The 19,375-nt window shown below is 70.3% G+C and carries 20 protein-coding genes and 1 riboswitch; of the genes, 18 read left to right on the top strand and 2 right to left on the bottom strand.

Features of this window, described 5'->3' with window-relative positions:
• The 14 genes from KBX46_RS23405 to KBX46_RS23340 all read left to right on the top strand — a co-directional run bounded on the left by KBX46_RS23405 (window position 1) and on the right by KBX46_RS23340 (window position 11,765).
• Window positions 1-465 (top strand): MarR family winged helix-turn-helix transcriptional regulator, encoded by a 465-nt coding sequence (locus tag KBX46_RS23405; RefSeq protein ID WP_088951761.1) that lies wholly within the window; start codon window positions 1-3, stop codon window positions 463-465.
• A gap of 292 nt (window positions 466-757) precedes the next feature.
• Window positions 758-1,390 (top strand): CDP-alcohol phosphatidyltransferase family protein, encoded by a 633-nt coding sequence (locus KBX46_RS23400; protein ID WP_088948246.1) that lies wholly within the window; start codon window positions 758-760, stop codon window positions 1,388-1,390.
• The gene (locus KBX46_RS23395) at window positions 1,387-2,331 is read left to right on the top strand and encodes a DUF881 domain-containing protein (RefSeq protein WP_210794062.1); all 945 of its coding nucleotides are present in this window, start codon (window positions 1,387-1,389) and stop codon (window positions 2,329-2,331) included. Before KBX46_RS23400 ends, KBX46_RS23395 begins: the two co-directional genes overlap by 4 nt.
• Complete coding sequence (locus KBX46_RS23390) at window positions 2,328-2,660, top strand: small basic family protein (RefSeq protein ID WP_030327710.1); 333 nt, start codon at window positions 2,328-2,330, stop codon at window positions 2,658-2,660. The genes KBX46_RS23395 and KBX46_RS23390 overlap by 4 nt, the downstream gene beginning before the upstream one ends.
• Before the next feature lie 11 nt (window positions 2,661-2,671).
• Window positions 2,672-3,685, top strand: coding sequence for a DUF881 domain-containing protein (locus KBX46_RS23385; protein WP_099853676.1), 1,014 nt, complete (start codon window positions 2,672-2,674; stop codon window positions 3,683-3,685).
• 60 nt (window positions 3,686-3,745) lie between these two features.
• Window positions 3,746-4,126: a glycine cleavage system protein GcvH gene (gene gcvH, locus KBX46_RS23380; protein WP_088948243.1), complete on the top strand. Its 381-nt coding sequence runs from the start codon at window positions 3,746-3,748 to the stop codon at window positions 4,124-4,126.
• A gap of 214 nt (window positions 4,127-4,340) precedes the next feature.
• On the top strand, window positions 4,341-4,793 hold the full coding sequence (locus KBX46_RS23375; protein WP_007071101.1) for an FHA domain-containing protein: 453 nt from the start codon (window positions 4,341-4,343) through the stop codon (window positions 4,791-4,793).
• 50 nt (window positions 4,794-4,843) lie between these two features.
• A complete protein-coding gene (locus KBX46_RS23370; protein WP_172862197.1) occupies window positions 4,844-5,545 on the top strand; it encodes a MerR family transcriptional regulator in 702 nt (233 codons plus the stop codon).
• Between the two features lie 184 nt (window positions 5,546-5,729).
• On the top strand, window positions 5,730-6,194 hold the full coding sequence (locus KBX46_RS23365; protein ID WP_088951760.1) for a bifunctional nuclease family protein: 465 nt from the start codon (window positions 5,730-5,732) through the stop codon (window positions 6,192-6,194).
• Between the two features lie 197 nt (window positions 6,195-6,391).
• Window positions 6,392-6,988 carry a MerR family transcriptional regulator gene (locus KBX46_RS23360; protein ID WP_088948241.1) on the top strand — a complete coding sequence of 199 codons (597 nt, stop codon included), beginning with the start codon at window positions 6,392-6,394 and terminating at the stop codon, window positions 6,986-6,988.
• Between the two features lie 270 nt (window positions 6,989-7,258).
• Window positions 7,259-7,657, top strand: coding sequence for a group 1 truncated hemoglobin (locus tag KBX46_RS23355; protein ID WP_210794061.1), 399 nt, complete (start codon window positions 7,259-7,261; stop codon window positions 7,655-7,657).
• A gap of 2 nt (window positions 7,658-7,659) precedes the next feature.
• Entirely contained in the window at window positions 7,660-8,841 is a 1,182-nt protein-coding gene (locus tag KBX46_RS23350; protein ID WP_088948239.1) for a globin domain-containing protein, read from the top strand.
• A gap of 52 nt (window positions 8,842-8,893) precedes the next feature.
• Window positions 8,894-9,589: a DivIVA domain-containing protein gene (locus KBX46_RS32945; protein WP_088948238.1), complete on the top strand. Its 696-nt coding sequence runs from the start codon at window positions 8,894-8,896 to the stop codon at window positions 9,587-9,589.
• A 589-nt stretch (window positions 9,590-10,178) separates the two neighbouring features.
• A complete protein-coding gene (locus tag KBX46_RS23340) occupies window positions 10,179-11,765 on the top strand; it encodes a substrate-binding domain-containing protein (protein WP_210794060.1) in 1,587 nt (528 codons plus the stop codon).
• Between the two features lie 28 nt (window positions 11,766-11,793).
• Here KBX46_RS23340 and KBX46_RS23335 read toward each other — a convergent pair whose 3' ends face one another.
• Window positions 11,794-12,450, bottom strand: coding sequence for an SDR family oxidoreductase (locus tag KBX46_RS23335; RefSeq protein ID WP_210794059.1), 657 nt, complete (start codon window positions 12,448-12,450; stop codon window positions 11,794-11,796).
• A gap of 148 nt (window positions 12,451-12,598) precedes the next feature.
• On the opposite strand from KBX46_RS23335, the gene KBX46_RS23330 reads away from it, so the two are divergent.
• From KBX46_RS23330 to gcvP, 3 genes are all read left to right on the top strand, one after another.
• Window positions 12,599-13,666 carry a MerR family transcriptional regulator gene (locus tag KBX46_RS23330; RefSeq protein ID WP_210794088.1) on the top strand — a complete coding sequence of 356 codons (1,068 nt, stop codon included), beginning with the start codon at window positions 12,599-12,601 and terminating at the stop codon, window positions 13,664-13,666.
• A 67-nt stretch (window positions 13,667-13,733) separates the two neighbouring features.
• Entirely contained in the window at window positions 13,734-14,582 is an 849-nt protein-coding gene (locus tag KBX46_RS23325; RefSeq protein WP_210794058.1) for an NAD-dependent protein deacetylase, read from the top strand.
• Between the two features lie 72 nt (window positions 14,583-14,654).
• A riboswitch (glycine riboswitch) is annotated at window positions 14,655-14,753 on the top strand.
• A 73-nt stretch (window positions 14,754-14,826) separates the two neighbouring features.
• Entirely contained in the window at window positions 14,827-17,649 is a 2,823-nt protein-coding gene (gene gcvP / locus KBX46_RS23320; RefSeq protein ID WP_210794057.1) for an aminomethyl-transferring glycine dehydrogenase, read from the top strand.
• A gap of 149 nt (window positions 17,650-17,798) precedes the next feature.
• Here gcvP and KBX46_RS23315 read toward each other — a convergent pair whose 3' ends face one another.
• A complete protein-coding gene (locus KBX46_RS23315) occupies window positions 17,799-17,999 on the bottom strand; it encodes a DUF5999 family protein (RefSeq protein WP_007460326.1) in 201 nt (66 codons plus the stop codon).
• 123 nt (window positions 18,000-18,122) lie between these two features.
• Between KBX46_RS23315 and KBX46_RS23310 the strand changes: the two genes are divergently transcribed.
• Complete coding sequence (locus KBX46_RS23310; RefSeq protein WP_374225013.1) at window positions 18,123-19,373, top strand: chorismate-binding protein; 1,251 nt, start codon at window positions 18,123-18,125, stop codon at window positions 19,371-19,373.
• Window positions 19,374-19,375 lie beyond the last annotated feature (2 nt).

Genomic DNA, 19,375 nt, shown 5'->3' with positions numbered 1-19,375 from the left:
GTGGAGCGACCTGCGGATCTCGCCGCGGCGATCGACGCGGCTGCCGAGACACTGATCGCCGTTCTCGACTCTGCCGCGTCGCGGCACCAGGTGCCGCCGACCCAGTTGCGGGTGCTGGCGCTGATCAGCAGCCGGCAGGAGACAAACGTCAACGGGTTGGCGGAGCTGCTGGACGTGGTGCCGTCGTCGGCGAGTCGCCTCTGTGACCGGCTGGAGGCGACCGGGCTGTTGCGTCGGGTGGCGGATCCACGCGACCGGCGTGAGGTGCGACTGGTGCCGACCGCGGCGGCGCTGACCCTGCTGGGGGAGTTGGCCGAGCGGCGGCAGCGGGCGGTGCAGGCGGTGTTGGATCGGATGCCGGCGCGGATGCAGCACGACCTGTTGCTGGCGTTGCTCGCGTTCGGCCGGGCGGCGACGCAGTCGGTGCCCGAGCAGCAGACCGATCCCGCAGCGCAGACGGCATGAGCACGCCCCGCCTTCCACTAGTATCCTAGGACGCTCTACGCGTGGTGATCCACGCCACAGAGCGGCAGAGCCTCAGCCGGACGCCGCACGGCGGCACCCGGGACGCTGGGGCAAGCCCGATATAGTGACAGCGCACTTACCCGGCCCGCGATCATCGAGATCGCGGGCCGCATCAGGGGAGGGCCCCGCCAGGGGCCGCAGGGGGAGCCGGCGGTGGCCGGCCCGACAGCGCGTACGACCCTCAGCCACGCTCGACGTCGGCTCGGGGCCCACGTGCCGTGGAGGAGGATCGGTGTCGCGTCGGCCGGCTCGGGCAGAGCAACCGCCGGACACCGGTGACCAGACTCCCGGCAACCAGGTGCTCACCCTGCCCAACCTGATCAGCTTCGGGCGGCTGCTGGGCGTGCCGCTCTTCCTCTACCTGTTCCTGGTCGAGCGGGCCGACGTGGCGGCGATCATCGTGCTGGCCATCGGCGGCACCACCGACTGGGTCGACGGTTGGATCGCCCGCCGACTGCGCCAGGTGAGCCGACTCGGTGAGCTGCTCGACCCCTTGGCCGATCGGCTCTACATCCTCGCCACCCTGCTCGCCTTCACCGCGCGGGAGGTGGTGCCGTGGCAGTTCACGGCGGCGCTGCTGGCCCGTGAGCTGCTCCTGCTCGCCTCGCTGGCGGTGTTGCGCCGCTACGGCTACGGGCCGCCGCCGGTGCACTACGTGGGCAAGACCGCCACGTTCCTGCTGCTCGCGGCGTTCCCGGTGCTGCTGTTGGCCACCGAGTGGAGTGCGGCGTCGACGGCGATGGCCGCGATCGGCTGGGGGCTGGCCTGGTGGGGGCTGGTGCTCTACTGGGTGGCCGGTGGGATGTACGTCGTGCAGGCGGCTCGGCTGGTGCGTGCGGCGCGCGGCCCGGGGGCGGCGGCGTGAGCGCGCCCGAACCGGGCAAGCCCCGCCAGGACCGGGTGTACGCGCCGGATTTCCTCACCGAACTGTTCCGCAACCCCCTGGACCCGGGCTACGCGGACGCGGCGGCTGCCCGTCAGCGGTCGGCGTCCACCGGGCGCGCCGCGGGATGGCGGGCCTGGCCGACGCGGTCGGTCAGTCTGGTCGTGCTGGTGATGCTCGGTTTCCTGTTCGCGGTCGCGTACCGGCAGACGATGGCGGACGAGCCGGGGCGCAGCCAGGCCCGTTCCGGCCTGGTGGCGCAGATCAAGGAACGGGAGAACCAGACCGACCGGTTGTCCACGCGCGCGGATCAGCTGCGCGAGGAGGTCAGCCGACAGCGCGACGCGGCGTTGAGCGGGACGGCCGCCGCCCGGTTGCGGGACATGGAGGCGAGCACGGGGCTGGGTCGGGTGCGCGGCGACGGTGTCGTGGTGCGGTTGGCGGATGCTCCGGACAAGGCCGACGTGGTGACCGGTGCTGGCGCTGGGCCGTCGCGGGTGCTCTACAGCGATCTGCAGGGGGTGGCGAACGCGTTGTGGAGTGCCGGCGCGGAGGCGGTCTCCATCAACGGGCAGCGGTTGACGTCGACGTCGACGATCCGGTCGGCGGGTGAGGCGATGCTGGTGGATTTCCGGCCGGTGACCGGGCCGTACGAGGTGTCGGCGATCGGGCCGGGTTCGATGCGGCGCAAGTTCGAGGACAGTCGTAACGCGGCGTTGATGCGGGAGGTCGCGCAGAAGACCGGGTTGTCGTTCGGTGTGCGGGAGGCGGATGACCTCACCCTGCCGGCGGCTCCGGAGCCGCAGCTACGCTACGCCAAGCCGTCGGTCAGTCCGAGCCCTTCCGCGTCGGGTGTCCGTTCCGGCAGTCCTGGGTCGTCTGGTCCGACGACGACCGTTAGCCCCTCCGGAGGTGGCCGATGATCGCGGTGCTGGCGTTGCTCGCCGGTGTGGTGCTCGGTGTGTGGCTTGATCCCACGGTGCCGGCGGCGTTGCAGCCGTACCTGCCGATCGCGGTGGTGGCCGCGTTGGACGCGGTGTTCGGTGGGGTGCGGGCGAGGTTGGACCGCATCTTCGACGACAAGCAGTTCGTGGTGTCGTTCATCTCCAACGTGCTGGTCGCTGGTCTGATCGTGTATCTGGGTGACCAGTTGGGGGTGGGCGGGCAGTTGTCCACCGGTGTGGTGGTGGTGCTGGGTGTGCGCATCTTCGGCAACGTGGCGGCGATCCGCCGGCACCTGTTCCGGGCGTAGGTTGGGTTGCGATGAGTGACGAGCAGACCGACACGGGGACGGGGTGGCCGCAGCCTGCGGGTCCGGCGCGGCCGGGTGGGCCGGCGGGTGAGCCGGATCCTCGTCCGGACGCGCCGGATCCGGACGAGTTGAGCCCGTTGGCGCCGCAGGGGCCGGCGGAGCGCGAGCCGGTCGATGAGCCGGCGGTGGAGGATGAGCCGGCGGTGGAGCCGGTCGACGACGGTGCGACGGTGGACCTGAGCGCGGTGCCGCGGTCGGGGGAGCCGGTTGCGGGTTCCGACGGGTTGGGTGAGCCGGTTGGTGAGTCGGCGGCGCCGGCGGCGGGTCGGTCCCGGTGGAGTACGGCCGGGGTGATGATCGCCGCGTTGTTGGCGTTGCTGGGTTTCACGTTGGTGGTGCAGTTGAAGACGACGTCGACGGATCCGACGTTGGGTGCGACGCGCCAGGAGGACCTGGTCCGGATCCTGTCGGATCTGGATGCGCGGGAGAACCGTCTTCAGCAGGACATCCGGGCTCTGGAGGACAGTCAGCGGCAGTTGCAGTCGGGTGAGCAGGGGCGTCAGGCGGCGTTGGACGAGGCGACGCGGCGGGCGGACGAGTTGGGCATCCTGGCGGGCACGTTGCCGGCGGTCGGGCCGGGGTTGACGGTGCGGTTCGACGCCGGTGCCAAGCCGATCTCGGCGAATCGGGTGCTGGACGCGGTGCAGGAGCTGCGGGGCGCTGGCGCGGAGGCGATGCAGATTTCCGGCGGTGACGGGGCGTCGGTGCGGATCATCGCGTCGACGTACTTCCTCGACGGGGACAACGGGTCGTTGGTGGTGGAGGGGCGTCGGTTGACGGCGCCGTTCACGATCACGGTGATTGGTGATCCGGCGACGATGCGCACGGCGTTGAACATTCCTGGTGGGGTGGTGGCGTCGGTCCGTGGTGTCGGCGGTAACGTGACGTTTGGGGAGCGTGAGGTTGCCGAGGTTTCGGCGCTGCACGTGCCGATCAAGTTGGAACACGCCCGTCCGGTCTCCTGACCGGCGCGGCCGCGCCGGATCCGGGTGGTCCGGGGCACCGATGGATGAAGGACGCGTCTGGTGATTCCCGAGGATCTGCGATACACCGCCGAGCATGAGTGGGTGGCGGGTGACGGCACGGGTTCGATCCGGGTCGGCATCACGCACTTCGCGCAGGACGCGCTGGGTGACATCGTGTACGTGCAGTTGCCCGAGGCGGGTGCGGTGGTCGCGGCCGGTGACTCGTTGGGTGAGATCGAGTCGACCAAGAGCGTGTCGGAGATCTACGCCCCGGTCGCTGGTACGGTCGCTTCCCGCAATGAGGCGTTGGGTGACACGCCGGAGCTGATCAACACTGATCCGTACGGTGAGGGTTGGTTGGTGGAGATCACGCCGAATGATCCGACCGCGACGGACGGGTTGCTCACGGCCGGCGCGTATCAGAAGATCACCGAAGGCTGAGTGTGCTTGATCCGGCGCGTGGGTTGTCTGCGCGCGTCCGGTTGCCCTGCATTTCGGCGCTGGCTAGGCTCGCCCAGTCGACCGAGAACCCAATAGTTGAGCGTTGCGGAATTGCCTTCCCGGGCACGGGGAGCCAGCCGCCGGGTGTTCAAGTGCCCGGCGGCCAGACCCGCCATTACCCGACGCCGACCGAACAGATCCGTGAGGTGGTCCCATGACGCGGCCAGACGACGAGTTCCCCCCGCTCGACGTCACTTCGACGCTCAATCTCGGTTCGCTCGACGAAGTGCTGGAGGGTCCGGACACCGATGTGGTGCCGAGCCGGATGTCCGGTTCGTTGCCGCCGGGTATGGCGCTGCTGGTGGTTCGTCGAGGCCCGAATGCGGGTGCCCGGTTCTTGTTGGACCACGATGTGACGACCAGTGGCCGGCATCCGGACAGTGACATCTTCCTCGATGACGTGACGGTGTCGCGTCGGCACGCGGAGTTCCACCGTGACGGTGGCACGTTCACGGTGCGGGACGTGGGTAGTTTGAACGGCACCTATGTGAATCGTGAGCGCGTCGAGGCAGCCACGTTGAGTAATGGTGATGAGGTTCAGATCGGTAAGTTCCGGGTCGTGTTCATCGCCGGTCCGCGCCCGGAGGAGGAGGCCGGCCGGGGGTGAACGAGCCTGCGGCCTCCACGTCACCCGGTGCGGCCCGGTCTCAGCCGCTGATGAGCATCGGTGAGGTGCTCGGGCAGTTGCGGGTGGATTTCCCGGACACCACGATTTCGAAGCTGCGGTTTCTTGAGGCTGAGGGTCTGGTCGAGCCGCAGCGGACGGCTGCGGGTTACCGGAAGTACAGCTGGGACGATGTGGCGCGGTTGCGGTTCGTGTTGACCGCGCAGCGGGACAAGTACCTGCCGTTGCGGGTGATCCGTGAGCAGTTGGCGCAGTGGGATTCGTCCGGTGAGCAGCCGGGGCGGTCGCGGCCGGCGTTGGTGGCGGTTGGTCCCGATGGTGCTGTGCCGGGCCGTGAGTTGGCGGAGCCGGCCGAGTCGTCGCAGGTGCGGCTCGGCCGGGCGGATCTCGTGGCGCGCAGTGGGATCGACGAGTCGACGTTGGTGGAGTTGGAGCGGCTCGGTGTGCTGGTGTCGGACCCGCCGGGGTGGTATGACGCGGACGCGTTGATCATCGCGTCGGCGGTGGCGGGGTTGGCGTCGTACGGGTTGGAGCCGCGGCATCTGCGGGGTTACCGGACTGCGGCTGACCGTGAGGTTGGTTTGTTCGCGCAGTTGGTGGCGCCGTTGGCGCGGCAGAGTGATCCGGCGGCGCGGGCGCGTGCGGCGGAGATGGCGCGGGAGTTGGTGGCGTTGTCGGAGCAGTTGCACGCGGCGTTGGTGCGGGTGGGTTTGCGGTCGACGTTGGGTCGGTGATGTGCCCGGTGGGTGGCGGCTGAGCGGAAAGATCTCTTCCGGGAAGCGTGCCGTAGGCTTGCCGGGGTAACCCCTTTCTGGCGCGGGCGTGGTGCTGTAGCGCATGGGACGGCCGTGTCGCGGTCCGTGTACCGTGCAGGGAAGGGCGCGGTGCGGCGTAGGTGACAACGACACGGAGGCGGCGGTGCGCGAGCTGAGCGTGGTCGGAGTTCGGGTGGAGCTGCCCAGCAACCAGCCGATCGTCCTGCTCAGGGAGGTCGAGGGTGACCGCTATCTGCCGATCTGGATCGGCGCGGTCGAGGCGACGGCTATCGCTTACGAGCAGCAGGGGGTCAAGCCGGCCCGGCCGTTGACCCACGATCTTCTGCGGGATGTGTTGGCGGCGTTGAAGGCGCCCTTGCAGGCGGTGGAGATCACCGAGCTCAAGGAGAACGTGTTCTACGCGGATCTGTTGATCGGTGATGGGGTGCGGGTGTCGGCGCGGCCGAGCGATTCGATCGCGTTGGCGTTGCGTGTCGGTGCGCCGATTCGTTGTTCGGAGCAGGTCCTCAGCGAGGCGGGGATCGTTATCCCTGACGAGCAGGAGGACGAGGTGGAGAAGTTCCGCGAGTTCCTGGAGCAGGTGCGTCCGGAGGATTTCGCGGGCTGAGGTGGGCCTGGGCTCTGCGCCTTGAAGTGTCACTGTGGGTGATGCTGCGGGCGGGTTGGTGATCTTTCTCGGTGGCTGCGCGGCGTGTCGCGTCGGTTCCTCCCTGGTAACCCCTGGCGGTGGCGTTAGGGTTGCCATGTCGAGGGGTGCGCGTCCCGGAAACGACGCGTCGCCACACTGACGGGGAGGTTGTCCGGATGCACGAGCCGCGGGATTCTGATCCGGGTGGACAGTTCGATGAGCCTGGTGCCTCGTCGCCTCATGGGGTGGCTGAGGGTGAGGGTTCGGTTGGCTACCGGGGTGTGACGGCCTGCCACGCGGTGGGCATCAGTTACCGGCAGTTGGATTACTGGGCGCGGACGACGCTGGTGGTGCCGAGCGTGCGGGACGCCTCGGGTTCGGGGACGCAGCGGTTGTATTCGTTCCGGGACCTGGTGGTGTTGAAGGTCGTGAAGCGGTTGTTGGACGCGGGGGTTTCTCTGCAGAACATCCGTAAGGCGATCGAGGCGTTGCGGTCGCGTGGTGTGGAGGATCTGGCCGGGATCACGCTGATCTCCGATGGGACGACGGTGTATGAGTGCCGGTCTCCGGAGGAGGTGGTCGACCTGTTGCAGGGTGGCCAGGGTGTCTTCGGGATCGCGATCGGTGGGGCTTTCAAGGAGATCCAGGGGTCGTTGTCGCATCTGCCGGCGGAGCCGGCGACGAGCGGCCCGGTGGAGCCGGCGGCGGCGTCCGAGTCGGATCCGGTCGGTGACGAGTTGGCGGCGCGGCGGGCGCGGCGGCGGGCTGGCTGAGCGCCGGGGGCGTTGGCGGGTTCCGGGTTTTCTTTCGGTTCGTTTTATTCGCGACCGTCGGTGACGGTGGGCGGGTTCGCCAGGCCTTGTTGTCTACTGTGGACACTGTGGGTGTCGTTGTGGTGGCTCCTTGTGGAGATACTCATCGGTAGTGGTGACGCAGCGTGTCTTCGTGTTGTCGGGAACCCGATAAGGGGGCACTGACCGGAGGCGGTTGACACGCTATGGTCCGACACGGTTCTGGCCCCTTCACCCCCCGGAGGAATGACCGTGACGGTTACCGAAGAGACCGCGCCCGCCTCGCACTACGACCGCATTGGCGGTGCCAGCGCGGTGAAGGCGGCCGTTGACCTGTTCTACGACAAGGTGCTCGTCGACCCGGAGTTGGCGGGTTACTTCTCCGATGTGGACATGGTGGGTCAGCGGCGGCATCTGACGTTGATGTTGACCACGGTGCTGGGTGGCCCTGACGAGTACGCCGGTCGTGGGTTGGCGGAGGCGCACCAGCCGTTGAACATCCCGGTGGAGCACTACGCGATGGTCGGTGGGCACCTGGTGGCGACGCTGACCGAGTTGGGTGTGCCGGCGGACATCCTGGCGGACGTGCAGACGGTGCTGGGGCAGGTGCAGGACCAGGTGGTGTCCCGCGGAAACCGGTCGGGCGTCTGAGCGTGGACGCGGCCCGGCTCAAGCAGAGTTGGTCGGTGGTCGCCGGGCACGGTGATCAGGTGCCGCTCTACTTCTACTCGACGTTGTTCCTCGCTCATCCCGAGACGCGGCAGATGTTCCCCACGAACATGGCCGGGCAGCGGGATCGCCTGGTGACGGCGTTGGGTCACATCGTGTCGAACGTGGACCAGGTGGAGCACCTGGTGGGTTTCCTGCAGGACCTCGGTGCGGACCACCGCAAGTTCGCGGTCCGCGCGGAGCACTACCCGGCGGTCGGTGAGGCGCTGTTGGCGACGTTGCAGCATTTCCTCGCCGAGCAGTGGACCGACGAGTTGGCGTCGGACTGGGCGGCCGCGTACGGGTTGGTGGCCCAGGTGATGACGGAGGCCGCGCAGGCCGCCGAGGCGGTGAACCCGCCGTGGTGGGTGGCGGAGATCGTGGCCCACGAGCGGCGGGCGTTCGACGTGGCGGTGTTGACGGTGCGCCCGCAGTATCTGTTGCCGTTCACTCCGGGTCAGTCGATCGGGGTGTCGCATCCGGCTGTGCGGTCGTGGCGGTACTACTCGCCGGCGAACGCGCCGCGTGCGGACGGCACGTTGGAGTTGCATGTGCGGGCCGCGCCGGGTGGGGCGGTGTCGTCTCGGTTGGTGTACGGGTCGGCGGTGGGGGATCGGATCCACCTGGCGGCGCCGGTGGGGGATCGGCTGGGGTTGTGGTCGGCGGGTTCCAGTGACCTTTTGTTGGTGGCCGCGGGGACGGGCTGGGCGCCGGTGAAGGCGTTGGTGGAGCAGGTCGCGGCGGAGGGTTCCCGCCGGCGGGTGGATCTCTACGTGGGGGCCCGTTCCCGCAGTGAGCTCTATGACAGCGAGGCGATCGACAAGTTGGCGTCGTCGTACCCGTGGTTGACGGTGACCTACGTGGTGGGTGCCGACGTGCACCGGCCGGGGGAGTTCGTGCACGCGGTGGATCGGGCGTTGGCCGACGGTGACTGGCGTTCCCGGCACGTGTTCGTGTGCGGGTCCGACGAGATGGTTTCGCATGCGGTGCGGACGTTGGCCCAGGCGGGTTTCCACGCGGGTCAGGTGCACCACGAGGGCCTGGGCGCGCAGTGGTATGGCGCGGCCTGGCGCACGGCGGTGCAGGAGACGACCGCCGGTGACACTTCGGGAGGTGGGCTCAGGTGAGCGCGAGAGGTGAGCTTGCGGGTCCCGCAGTCGCGATCGGAGGGGCGGACAGGTGAGCGCGACCCCGATCAGTCGGTATGACGGGATGCAGGTTTCCGGTGGTGTGCAGGTGCGGATGACCGCCGACCGGGTTCGGCGGTGGGAGTTCGGCGCCGCGTCGTTCGCCCGGCGTGGTTACGACAACGCCGACGTGGACCGGTTCCGGATGCAGGTGGCCGACGAGTTGGACCTGTTGGCGACGCAGATCGCGACGTTGCGGGCGGAGAACGAGCGGCTGACCGACCGGGTGGAGTTGCACCGGCACGGGGTGATCCCGAGTACGGGGGCGGCGGCGAAGGTCCCGGCGGCGCGGGAGGTGAATCTGCTGTCCGCGGCGCAGCGGGAGGCGGAGCAGATCATCGCGCAGGCGCATGACTACGCGCGGCGGGTCGCCGAGTACGCCCGGGTGCAGTACGAGAGTTACCTGCATGCGGCGGAGGCGGAGGCGAAGCAGGAGGCGGAACGGGCGGTGGCGGAGTATCGCAGCGCGGCGGGGCCGAGCTTCGACGACACGGTGGCCACCCGGGAGGCGTTGCGGATCTTCGGCGAGATGATGGTGTCGCACATGCAGGCGGCGGCGCGGCATCTCGACGATGGCAGTGAGCAGTTGGCCCGCACGATGGACCGGATCGCCGCGGAGACGCCGGGTGCGCCCTTCGTGGGGGGCACGGCGGGGCAGTCGGCGTTGCCGCGGCACCAGCAGCGGTGACGCCGCCGGGGTGGGGTCCGCTTCTGCCGGACCTCACCCCGGCTCCGGGGTGGGTGGGAACGACGAACCGCCGAGTTCGAGGTGGGTCCGCGAGGGCATGAAGATCGAGGGAGCTGCTGTGGCGCTGCCCGGGTCTTTCAGAGCCGGGGCGTAGCCGGGGCCGGTGGCCCACATGGCGCATTCCGCTTGTCGTGGATCGACATAGACAGCATGACGCTATCTGTCGGAATCGACATAGACAGTGTGACGCTATCTGTTCAAATGCGAACAGGTGCAGTTTCGGCGACCGCTTTCAGGCCCTTGTCGCCTGTGAAGTAACTTTACGCGAAGATCAGTTACCGCTCGTTCAGGCGGCCGAAATTCGCGCGCGTTTGCAACTGTGAGAGAAGACATGACTACCGATAGTGGTGGCAGGGATCGTTCGTCGGTGACTACCAATCGTCATGGCCAGCGTGGTGCGGAGTTGGGCGGGGTTGAGCCTCCGCAACGCCATCGTCGCCGGCCTCGGCTCCGGAACAGATTTCTTGTGCTGACCTCTGTCGTTGTCGCGGGACTGGTAGTCGCCGCCACGACGAATTACGCGGGGATCATGGACAAGCTGTCACCGGGCTCGTCCTGCGGGAAGGGCGCGGAGTCCCTGCGCGTCGTCGTGGCCCCCGAGATTGTGCCTGCGGTGGCAGCGGCGGTGGGAAAGATGGGTGATGTCTGCGGTGCGGTGGATGTCGTCGGGGAAGATCCGGCGATCACGGCACAGAAGGGTGCGCCGGAAGGGCTGCAGGTGTGGATCCCGTCGTCTCGCATCTGGCTGGACAGCGTCGACCCGGACCGGCGTGTCTACCCCATCCACGACGACTCCCTGGCACGGTCTCCTGTGGTTCTTGCTGCGCCCGCGGGTGTGGCTGGTTCGCCCTGGGCCCGATCCGGCTTTTCGTGGGCGACGTTGTTGAGCGGTGTCGTGGGAGGGTCGGTCAAGCTCAGTATGGGTGACCCGACCCGGGACACCGCCGGTCTGCTGTCTTTCGTGGCGGTGCAGGCCGCCGCGGCCGTGCCTGGAACCGAGCCCGGCGTAGCGAAGCTTCGGGCCCTCGCGCTGCGCAGCAGGCTGCTCGACGCGGACGCGTCGGCCGGTGAGTTGCTACGTGTCGCCGCCGAGCAGGGCGGCGACAGAAAGGCCCTTGCCGACCTCGGGATGTTCCTGGTGCTCGAGCAGCAGCTCTGGAAGCACAACGATGGCCGGGACAATCCAGTGCTGAACCTGTATGCCACCGACATCGCGGTCGAGGCTGACTACCCCGTGGCGATCGCAGGTCAGTCCACCGCCACTGCCGTGCAGCGCCGGCTGCTCACCCAGTTCATTGGGGCGCTGCGATCGGTGGACACCAGCAACGCCCTGGTGGCCGCAGGTTTTCGCCTCACCGGTTTCGGGGGGCCGTCGCCTCGGGTCGGCGTACCCAAGGGTCTGCCCTTGAAGATCGCCGAGCCGACGGCGGTCGCAGACGTGAGCTTGGGCCTGGAAGCGGCCGAATGGTCCCGCTACCTACCGGAACGCTTTCGGGTGCTCGTGGTCGTCGACCGTTCAGGCTCCATGGCCGCTCCCGTGGTCGTCGGGCCGGGTCGCACCGAGACCAAGGCGACGCTGCTTCGGTCCTTCGGCGCTGTCGCCGCGCAGACGTTCACCAATGACACGGAACTCGGATTGTGGTTCTTTGGCACGCCAACTGCGAAAAGCCCGCCAACCGAGGTGGTTGTTCCCCTAGGGCCCATCACCGGCACCGTAAAGAGCGAAACGCGTCGCGAAGCCGTCGGCCGAAAGATTGCGGCATACACTCCTATTCCTGATGGCGGAACGCCGCTGTATAAGGCGGTGCTCGACGCCGTGGAGTATATGCAAACCAAGATCAGGCCAGATCGCAGGGCGATCGTCGTCGTCTTGACCGACGGTCGAGACGGAAACTCACCCCATGCCATGGACAAGGCGCAATTTCTCAAGCAGCTCACCCAGAGCCAGCCCCCGGTGCCGGTGTTCTCGATCGGCATCGGCGAAAGCGCGGACCTGGACACGTTGCGCGCGGTCGCCGAGACAACCGGCGGCCGGGCCGAGGCCGCGCAGAACCCCAAAGATCTTGCCGCTGCGATGGCGAACATCTTCCTGGCAGCGGCTGGAGCAGGCGACTAGCAGCCCGGGGCGGGCGGCGCTGTCCCCGTCAGGCGTGGGCGGCCTGGACGGCGTCGGCGATCGGGGTGGGCCCGTCGACGAGTTCCAGGGTCGCACCGGCGGTGCCGGGTGTGTCCAGCAGTGCGGCGAGGACCAGGGCGACGTCGGCGCGGCTGATCGCGCCACGGCCGGCGTGCCGGGTGAGGGTGACCCGCCCGGTGGGCTCGTTGTCGGTGAGCTGGCCGGGTCGCAGCACCGTCCAGGCCAGGTCGCGGCCGCGCAGGTCGTCCTCGGCGGCGCGTTTCGCCCTCAGGTACGCCGCCCACACGTCGTCGGTGCCGGCGGCCGGTGGGTCGTCCACGCCCATCGAGGAGACCAGCAGGTAGCGGTGGACACCGGCGCGGGTGGCGGCGTCGGCGAGCAGCGCGGCGGCCCCCCGGTCGACGCTGTCCTTGCGGGCGGCGCTGCTGCCGGGGCCGGCGCCCGCGGCGAAGATCACCGCGTCGGCGCGGTCGAGGTGCGCGGCGACCTCGGTGACGTCGGCGTGTTCCAGGTCGCAGACGACGGGGGTGGCTCCGGCGGCGTGCAGTGTCGCGGCCTGCTCGGGGTTGCGGATCAGACCCACCGGGGTGTCACCGCGCCCGGCGAGGTGACGTTGCAGCAGTAGGGCGATCTTGCCGTGACCTCCGGCGATGACGACTCGCATATGACCAAACTACCGGCGGTGCCGCCAGCACGTGCGGCACAAGGCGTCCCAACCCGAAGCGCGCGGTCCGGGTCTTGACGTTGACCTTTGGTCAAGGCCCAGTCTGGTGCCTGTCGGTCGCCGTGACCGGCACGAGGAGGAAGCCGACGTGGGGCTGCTGACCATCGGGGCGTTCGCCCAGGCGGCGGGACTGACACCGAAGGCCCTGCGCCTGTACGACCAGGTGGGGGTGCTGCTGCCGGCGGCGGTCGATCCCGAGTCGGGGTACCGGCTCTACGATCCGGACCAGGTGCCGCTGGCCCGGCTGGTCGCCCAGCTGCGTCGCATCGGCATGCCGCTGGCCATGATCCGCACCGTGTGTGGGTTGGCGCCCGCGGCGGCGGCTGAGGCGATCACCGCGTACTGGCGGCAGGTCACCGCCGACACCGCGGCGCGCGCCCGGCTCGCCACCATCCTCGTGGATCATCTGTCCGGAGGGAGCACCACCGTGTCATCACCGAACCCCACCCTTGCCGTCCGTTACGCCTCCGACTGTGAGACCGGTGCCGTGCGCGACAGCAACGAGGACGCCGCGTACGCCAGCCAGCGGTTGCTCGCCGTCGCCGACGGGATGCGAGGGGCCGGTGGCGCGGACGCGAGCGCTGCCGCCATCGACGCCCTCAGGCCGCTGGAGCTCACGGACGCGCCGGCCGTGGAGCTGCTGACGATGCTCGCCGGTGCGGTCGCCGACGCCGACCGTGCGGTGCGCGGGTTGGCGACCGACGATCATCAGCCGGTCACCACGCTGACCGCGTTGCTGCGCAGCGGCTCCCAACTGGCCCTCGTGCACGTCGGTGACACCCGGGCGTACCTGTTGCGCGACGGTGAGCTGTCGCTGTTGACGCAGGACCACACGTGGGTGCGGGCCCAGGTGGATCAGGGTCGCCTCGACCCCGTTGAGGCCGCCACGCATCCGCAGCGGGCGATGCTGGTGCGTGCCCTCGGCGCCGGTCCGCAGGTCGAGGCGGATCTCGCGCTCCGTACGGCGCTGCCCGGTGACCGGTACCTGCTGTGCTCCGACGGGTTGTCCGCCGTCGTCGACCGGGCCGATCTGTGCGCGGTGCTGGGCGCGGCCACCGATCCCGAGCAGACGGTGCGGGGGTTGATGGACCTGGCGCGGGCCGAGGGTGCGCCGGACAACATCGCCTGCGTCGTCGCCGACATGGTGGCGGTGTAGACGTCGCGGCGCTTCCCGCCGGGGTGAGGGCTCGGCGTCGGCGGGTGCGCTGAGGCAGCATGGAGGGGTGACGGAGAGCTTCGACGCGTTGACCTCGCTGGTGGCCGGTGGTGGGGTGGTGGTGCTCAGCGGTGCGGGCCTGTCCACCGAGTCGGGCATCCCCGACTATCGGGGGCCCAGCGGGGTGGCCCGGCGGCACACCCCGATGACGTTCCAGGCGTTCACCCGTGACCCCCTCGCCCGGCGGCGCTACTGGGCGCGCAGCCACCTGGGATGGCGGTTGATCGCGGGCGCGGCGCCCAACGCCGGGCACCGGGCGGTCGCCGGGCTGCAACGGGCCGGGCTGGTCGACGCGGTGATCACCCAGAACGTCGACGGTCTGCACGGCGCGGCCGGCAGCACGTCGGTGATCGAGTTGCATGGTCGCCTCGACGAGGTGACCTGCCTGGACTGCGGCAACCTGACCTCCCGGGAGGAACTGGACCGGCGGCTGCGCGAGGCCAACCCGGATTTCGTGGCCCGGGTCGCCGCGGTCAACCCGGACGGTGATGTGGATCTCCCCGACGAGCAGGTGGCGGCGTTCCGGCCGGTGGACTGCGGGATCTGCGGCACCGGCATGTTGAAGCCCGACGTGGTGTTCTTCGGCGAGACGGTGCCGCCGCAGCGGGTGGCGCGCTGCTTCGCGGCCGTGGGGCAGGCCCGGTCGTTGCTGGTGCTGGGGTCGTCGTTGACGGTGATGTCGGGGCGACGTTTCGTGATTCGGGCGGCGAAACAGGGCATCCCGGTGGCGATCGTCAACCAGGGTCCGACGCGGGGCGACGCACACGCCAGCGTGTGCGTCGACGCCCCGTTGGGTGCGCTGCTGCCGGAGCTGGCCGCCCGGGTCGCCGGCAACGCGGCGACGGTCGGGGTCTGAACGGCGGGCACGGGGGCCGGGGGTAGGACATCTGCGGGAAACACCGGCGCTGGTAGCGTTGGGAGCGCCGGTAACACCCACGTGGGAGAGACCGCCCGACAGCACGCAGGGCGGCGCCGAAGGGGCAAATCCTCCCCGGAACCTCTCAGGCAAAAGGACCTCGTGGGCAGGCACTGTGGAGCGCCCCCTGGGGTGCGACAGAGGGGGAGGCCGACACGTCGACCTCGCCCCGGGAGTGCCTCCTATGACCGTAGAGCAGTTCGCCACCCGTCACATCGGTCCCGGCCCCGACGACGAGCGTCGGATGTTGGAGGTCGTCGGGCACGGCTCGATCGACGAGCTGATGGACGCCGCGATCCCCGAGGTGATCCGCTGGCACGGCACCCTCGACCTGCCGGACCCGGCCACCGAGGCCGAGACGATCGCCGAGCTGCGCGCCCTGGCGGCCCGCAACACCGTCGCCGTCTCCATGATCGGTCTCGGCTACCACGGCACGCACACCCCGGCGGTGATCCGCCGTAACGTGCTGGAGGACCCGGCCTGGTACACGGCGTACACGCCGTACCAGCCGGAGATCAGCCAGGGCCGCCTGGAGGCGCTGCTGAACTTCCAGACGATGGTCACCGACCTGACCGGCCTGGCCACCGCGAACGCCTCCATGCTCGACGAGGGCACCGCCGCGGCCGAGGCCATGACCCTCGCGCGGCGGGCCTCCAAGAGCAAGAGCCGGGTGTACGTGGTCGACGCCGACGCGTTGCCGCAGACCATCGCGGTCATCGCCAGTCGGGCCGAGCCGCTGGGCATCGAGGTGCGGGTCGTCGACGTCGAGCGCGACGAGGTGCCGGCGGAGTTCTTCGGCCTGCACCTGCAGTACCCGGGGGCGTCCGGGACGGTCCGGGACCACAGCGCCCTCGTCGAGGCCGCACACGCCGCCGGGGCTCTCGTCACGGTCGCCGCGGACCTGTTGGCGTTGACGCTGCTGCGGGCGCCGGGCGAGATCGGGGCGGACATCGCCGCCGGCACCACCCAGCGCTTCGGCGTACCGATGGGCTTCGGTGGGCCGCATGCCGGTTACCTGGCGGTGCGGGCAGGCCTGGAGCGGATGCTGCCCGGGCGCCTGGTCGGGGTGTCGCGCGACGCGGACGGCAACCCGGCCTACCGGCTGGCGTTGCAGACCCGCGAGCAGCACATCCGGCGGGAGAAGGCGACCAGCAACATCTGCACCGCGCAGGTGCTGCTCGCCGTGATGGCCGGCATGTACGCCGTCTACCACGGCCCGGACGGGCTGCGTGACATCGCGGGGCGTACCCATCAGATGGCGGCGCGGCTCGCGGCCGGGCTGCGCGCCGGCGGCGTGGACGTCGCGGACGTCGCGTTCTTCGACACCGTGACCGTCAGCGTGCCGGGCCGGGCCGCGCAGGTCGTCGCGGCGGCCGCCGAGCGGGGCGTGAACCTGCGGCTGGTCGACGCCGACCGGGTGGGCGTGTCCTGCGACGAGACCACCACGCTCGCGCACCTGGCGCAGGTGTGGGCGGCGTTCGGGGTGCCCGCGTTCGACGGGGCAGTGGACGCGGCCCTGCCTGTCGACCTGGCCCGCACCAGTGACTTCCTCACCCACCCGGTGTTCCGCAGCCACCACTCCGAGACGGCGATGCTGCGCTACCTGCGCCGGCTGTCGGACTTCGACTACGCCCTGGACCGGGGCATGATCCCGCTCGGGTCGTGCACGATGAAGCTGAACGCGACCACCGAGATGGAGCCGATCAGCTGGGCGGAGTTCGCGCACATCCACCCGTTCGCGCCGGACGCGCAGACCGCCGGGTACCGGGAGATGATCGGCCAGCTGGAGTCGTGGCTGGCCGAGGTGACCGGCTACGACGCGGTCAGCGTGCAGCCCAACGCGGGCTCCCAGGGTGAGCTGGCCGGGTTGCTGGCGATCCGCTCCTACCACGCCTCGCGGGGTGAGTCGCACCGCGACGTGTGCCTGATCCCGTCGTCGGCGCACGGCACGAACGCGGCGTCGGCGGTGATGGCCGGCATGCGGGTCGTCGTGGTGGCCTGCGACGACGACGGCAACGTCGACCTGGTCGACCTCGACGCGAAGATCGACAAGCACCGGGACGCGCTCGCCGGGATCATGGTGACGTACCCGTCGACGCACGGCGTGTACGAGACCGGCATCGCGTCGCTGTGCGCGAAGGTCCACGACGCCGGCGGTCAGGTGTACGTCGACGGGGCGAACCTCAACGCCCTGGTCGGGTTCGCGAAGCCGGGCAAGTTCGGCGCGGACGTGTCGCACCTGAACCTGCACAAGACGTTCTGCATCCCGCACGGCGGCGGTGGCCCCGGCGTGGGCCCGGTCGCGGTGCGCGCGCACCTGGCGCCGTTCCTGCCCGGTGACCCGCTGGGCGCGCACGCGGACTCCACGCTGGCGATCTCGGCGGCGAAGTACGGGTCGGCGGGGATCCTGCCGATCCCGTGGGCGTACCTGCGGATGATGGGCGCCGAGGGGCTGACCCGGGCGACCGGTGTGGCGGTCCTGGCGGCGAACTACGTGGCGGCGCGCCTGCGGGGACACTTCCCGGTGCTGTACGCCGGCAACAAGGGCCTGGTGGCGCACGAGTGCATCCTCGACCTGCGGCCGTTGACGAAGGCGACCGGGGTCAGCGTCGACGACGTGGCGAAGCGGCTGATCGACTACGGCTTCCATGCGCCGACGATGTCGTTCCCGGTGGCGGGGACGCTGATGGTGGAGCCGACCGAGAGCGAGGACCTGGCCGAGCTGGACCGGTTCTGCGACGCGATGATCGCGATCCGGGCGGAGATCGAGCAGGTGGGTTCGGGGCAGTGGCCGGCGGCCGACAACCCCCTGGCCAACGCGCCGCACACCGCGGCGATGGTCAGCGGTGACGAGTGGCCGCACCCGTACCCGCGGTCGGTGGGCGCGTACCCGGCCGGGGTGGACCGGGCCGGGAAGTACTGGCCGCCGGTGCGGCGTATCGACGGCGCGTACGGCGACCGGAACCTGGTCTGCTCGTGCCCGTCGCCGGGGGCGTTCGAGGACTGACAACGCCGGGGGCGTTCGAGGACGAACGACGGCGAGCCGGGGCGGGCGGTGTTGGCCGCCCCGGCAGCCGCTGCGACCTGGGCTCGGTGTCCCTTACCGGGGGACCAGCCTGGGTCGACGGCGGCTATTCGGTGACTCTGAGTGGTCGATCAGGCGACGAGGGCGTGACGGGCGGGGCCACGGTGCGGTGCGATGCTGCTGCCGTCAGGGAGCAGCTCGCCGGTGTCCTCGAAGACGATGACACCATTGCAGAGCAGGCTCCAGCCCTGCTCACGGAAGCAAGCGAGGACTCGCGCGGCTTCCCGATCGGTGGCTTCAGCAGAGGGGCAGGTCGGTTGGTGCTGGCACATCGGGTTCTCCGGACTGTGGGGGCACTGTGTCATGGTTCACATGACCAGTGACGCACAGTACCAAGCGAAAGTGTCCAGCATCGAGCAGGTGCCCACCTGGCGCACCGGAAATCCACTGAACGGATGAGGAAGGTCGGACCGTACGGCGTGGAAACGCTCCCACAGGTTGGTGCCGCGGGCAGCGGCTCAGCTCAGTTGGCCGCGGGCAGCGGCCCGACCGCGTTGGTCGATGTGCCGGCGGCGCCGGCCGCGTGCCGAGGCGCCCTGACCGAACGCGCCCGACTGCAGTGGCGCCTCAGTGACGGCGGCGACCCCGCCGCACTCGCCGAGGAGTTCCTCGCCGCGCACGGCCTGCCACTGCACGACCTCACCCGACCCGCCACCCGCCAGCACGACACCGGGGTCTGCGGGGCGGCGCTCTACCTGTCCGCCGCGGCCGGGGCCCACCTGGCCGGCGCACCCGGCGCGGCGCCCGAGCCCGCGCCGACCCTGCCCGACCTCGCCGTCGTCGTCTACGACCACCGCCCCACCCGGGCCACCCCACCGGGCGCACCGGCGTCGCCGTGGTGGCTCGGCGAGTGGACCGAGAGCTGGACGCCGCGTCAACACGCCGACGCCGTCGACCAGGTCCGCGCCGCCATCGGCCGCGGCGACGTCTACCAGACCAACCTCGTCGGTCACGCCGCCGCCCGCTACGCCGGCGACCCCCTGCCCGCCCTCAGCCGCCTCGGCGCGCTCCCCGGCGCCCGCTACGGCGGCGTCCTCACCGGCGAGGGCTGGGCCATCGGCTGCGCCTCCCCGGAAACCCTCATCGAGGTGACCGACGGACATCTGATCACCCGACCCATCAAGGGCACCCGCCCGGCCACCGCCACCGGCCGCGCCGAACTCCTCGCCAGCGCCAAGGAACGCGCCGAACACGTCATGATCGTCGACCTGGAACGCAACGACCTCGCCCGCATCGCCCGCACCGGCACCGTCACCGTCGACGACCTGTTCACCGTCCGCCGCTGGTGCGACCTGTGGCAGGCCGAGTCGACAGTCCGCGCCGCGGCCGCTGACGGCCTCGGCCTCGCCGACCTGTTGCGCGCCACCTGCCCCGGCGGGTCCGTCACCGGCGCGCCCAAGCGCGCCGCCCTCACCCAGATCGCCGCCCTCGAACCCGTCGGTCGCGGCGCCAGCATGGGCGCGCTGGGATGGGTCGCCCCCGGCCGCGTCGACCTCGGCCTGACCATCCGTACCGCCGCCGCCGACGGCCAGCACCTGCACACCTGGGCAGGCGGCGGCATCACCTGGGACAGCGACGCGTCCGCCGAGGTCGCCGAAGCCGCCGCGAAGACAGCCCCGATCCGCGCCACCCTGGCCGGGCGGTGACC

It is taken from the genome of Micromonospora sp. C81 (genome assembly GCF_018070425.1).
Classification (GTDB): domain Bacteria; phylum Actinomycetota; class Actinomycetes; order Mycobacteriales; family Micromonosporaceae; genus Micromonospora; species Micromonospora zamorensis.
The sequence above is the reverse complement of the archived record's forward strand: the minus strand, read 5'-3'. Positions and strand labels throughout refer to the sequence as shown.

What these genes read in the sequence shown, in the direction of transcription:
- KBX46_RS23310 (WP_374225013.1), top strand. Translation starts at nt 18,123, where the DNA reads ATGAGGAAGGTCGGACCGTACGGCGTGGAAACGCTCCCACAGGTTGGT.
- gcvP (WP_210794057.1), top strand. Translation starts at nt 14,827, where the DNA reads ATGACCGTAGAGCAGTTCGCCACCCGTCACATCGGTCCCGGCCCCGAC.
- KBX46_RS23340 (WP_210794060.1), top strand. Translation starts at nt 10,179, where the DNA reads ATGGACAAGCTGTCACCGGGCTCGTCCTGCGGGAAGGGCGCGGAGTCC.
- KBX46_RS23370 (WP_172862197.1), top strand. Translation starts at nt 4,844, where the DNA reads ATGAGCATCGGTGAGGTGCTCGGGCAGTTGCGGGTGGATTTCCCGGAC.
- KBX46_RS23335 (WP_210794059.1), bottom strand. Translation starts at nt 12,450, where the DNA reads ATGCGAGTCGTCATCGCCGGAGGTCACGGCAAGATCGCCCTACTGCTG.
- KBX46_RS23375 (WP_007071101.1), top strand. Translation starts at nt 4,341, where the DNA reads ATGACGCGGCCAGACGACGAGTTCCCCCCGCTCGACGTCACTTCGACG.
- KBX46_RS23360 (WP_088948241.1), top strand. Translation starts at nt 6,392, where the DNA reads ATGCACGAGCCGCGGGATTCTGATCCGGGTGGACAGTTCGATGAGCCT.
- KBX46_RS23315 (WP_007460326.1), bottom strand. Translation starts at nt 17,999, where the DNA reads ATGTGCCAGCACCAACCGACCTGCCCCTCTGCTGAAGCCACCGATCGG.
- KBX46_RS23385 (WP_099853676.1), top strand. Translation starts at nt 2,672, where the DNA reads ATGAGTGACGAGCAGACCGACACGGGGACGGGGTGGCCGCAGCCTGCG.
- KBX46_RS23390 (WP_030327710.1), top strand. Translation starts at nt 2,328, where the DNA reads ATGATCGCGGTGCTGGCGTTGCTCGCCGGTGTGGTGCTCGGTGTGTGG.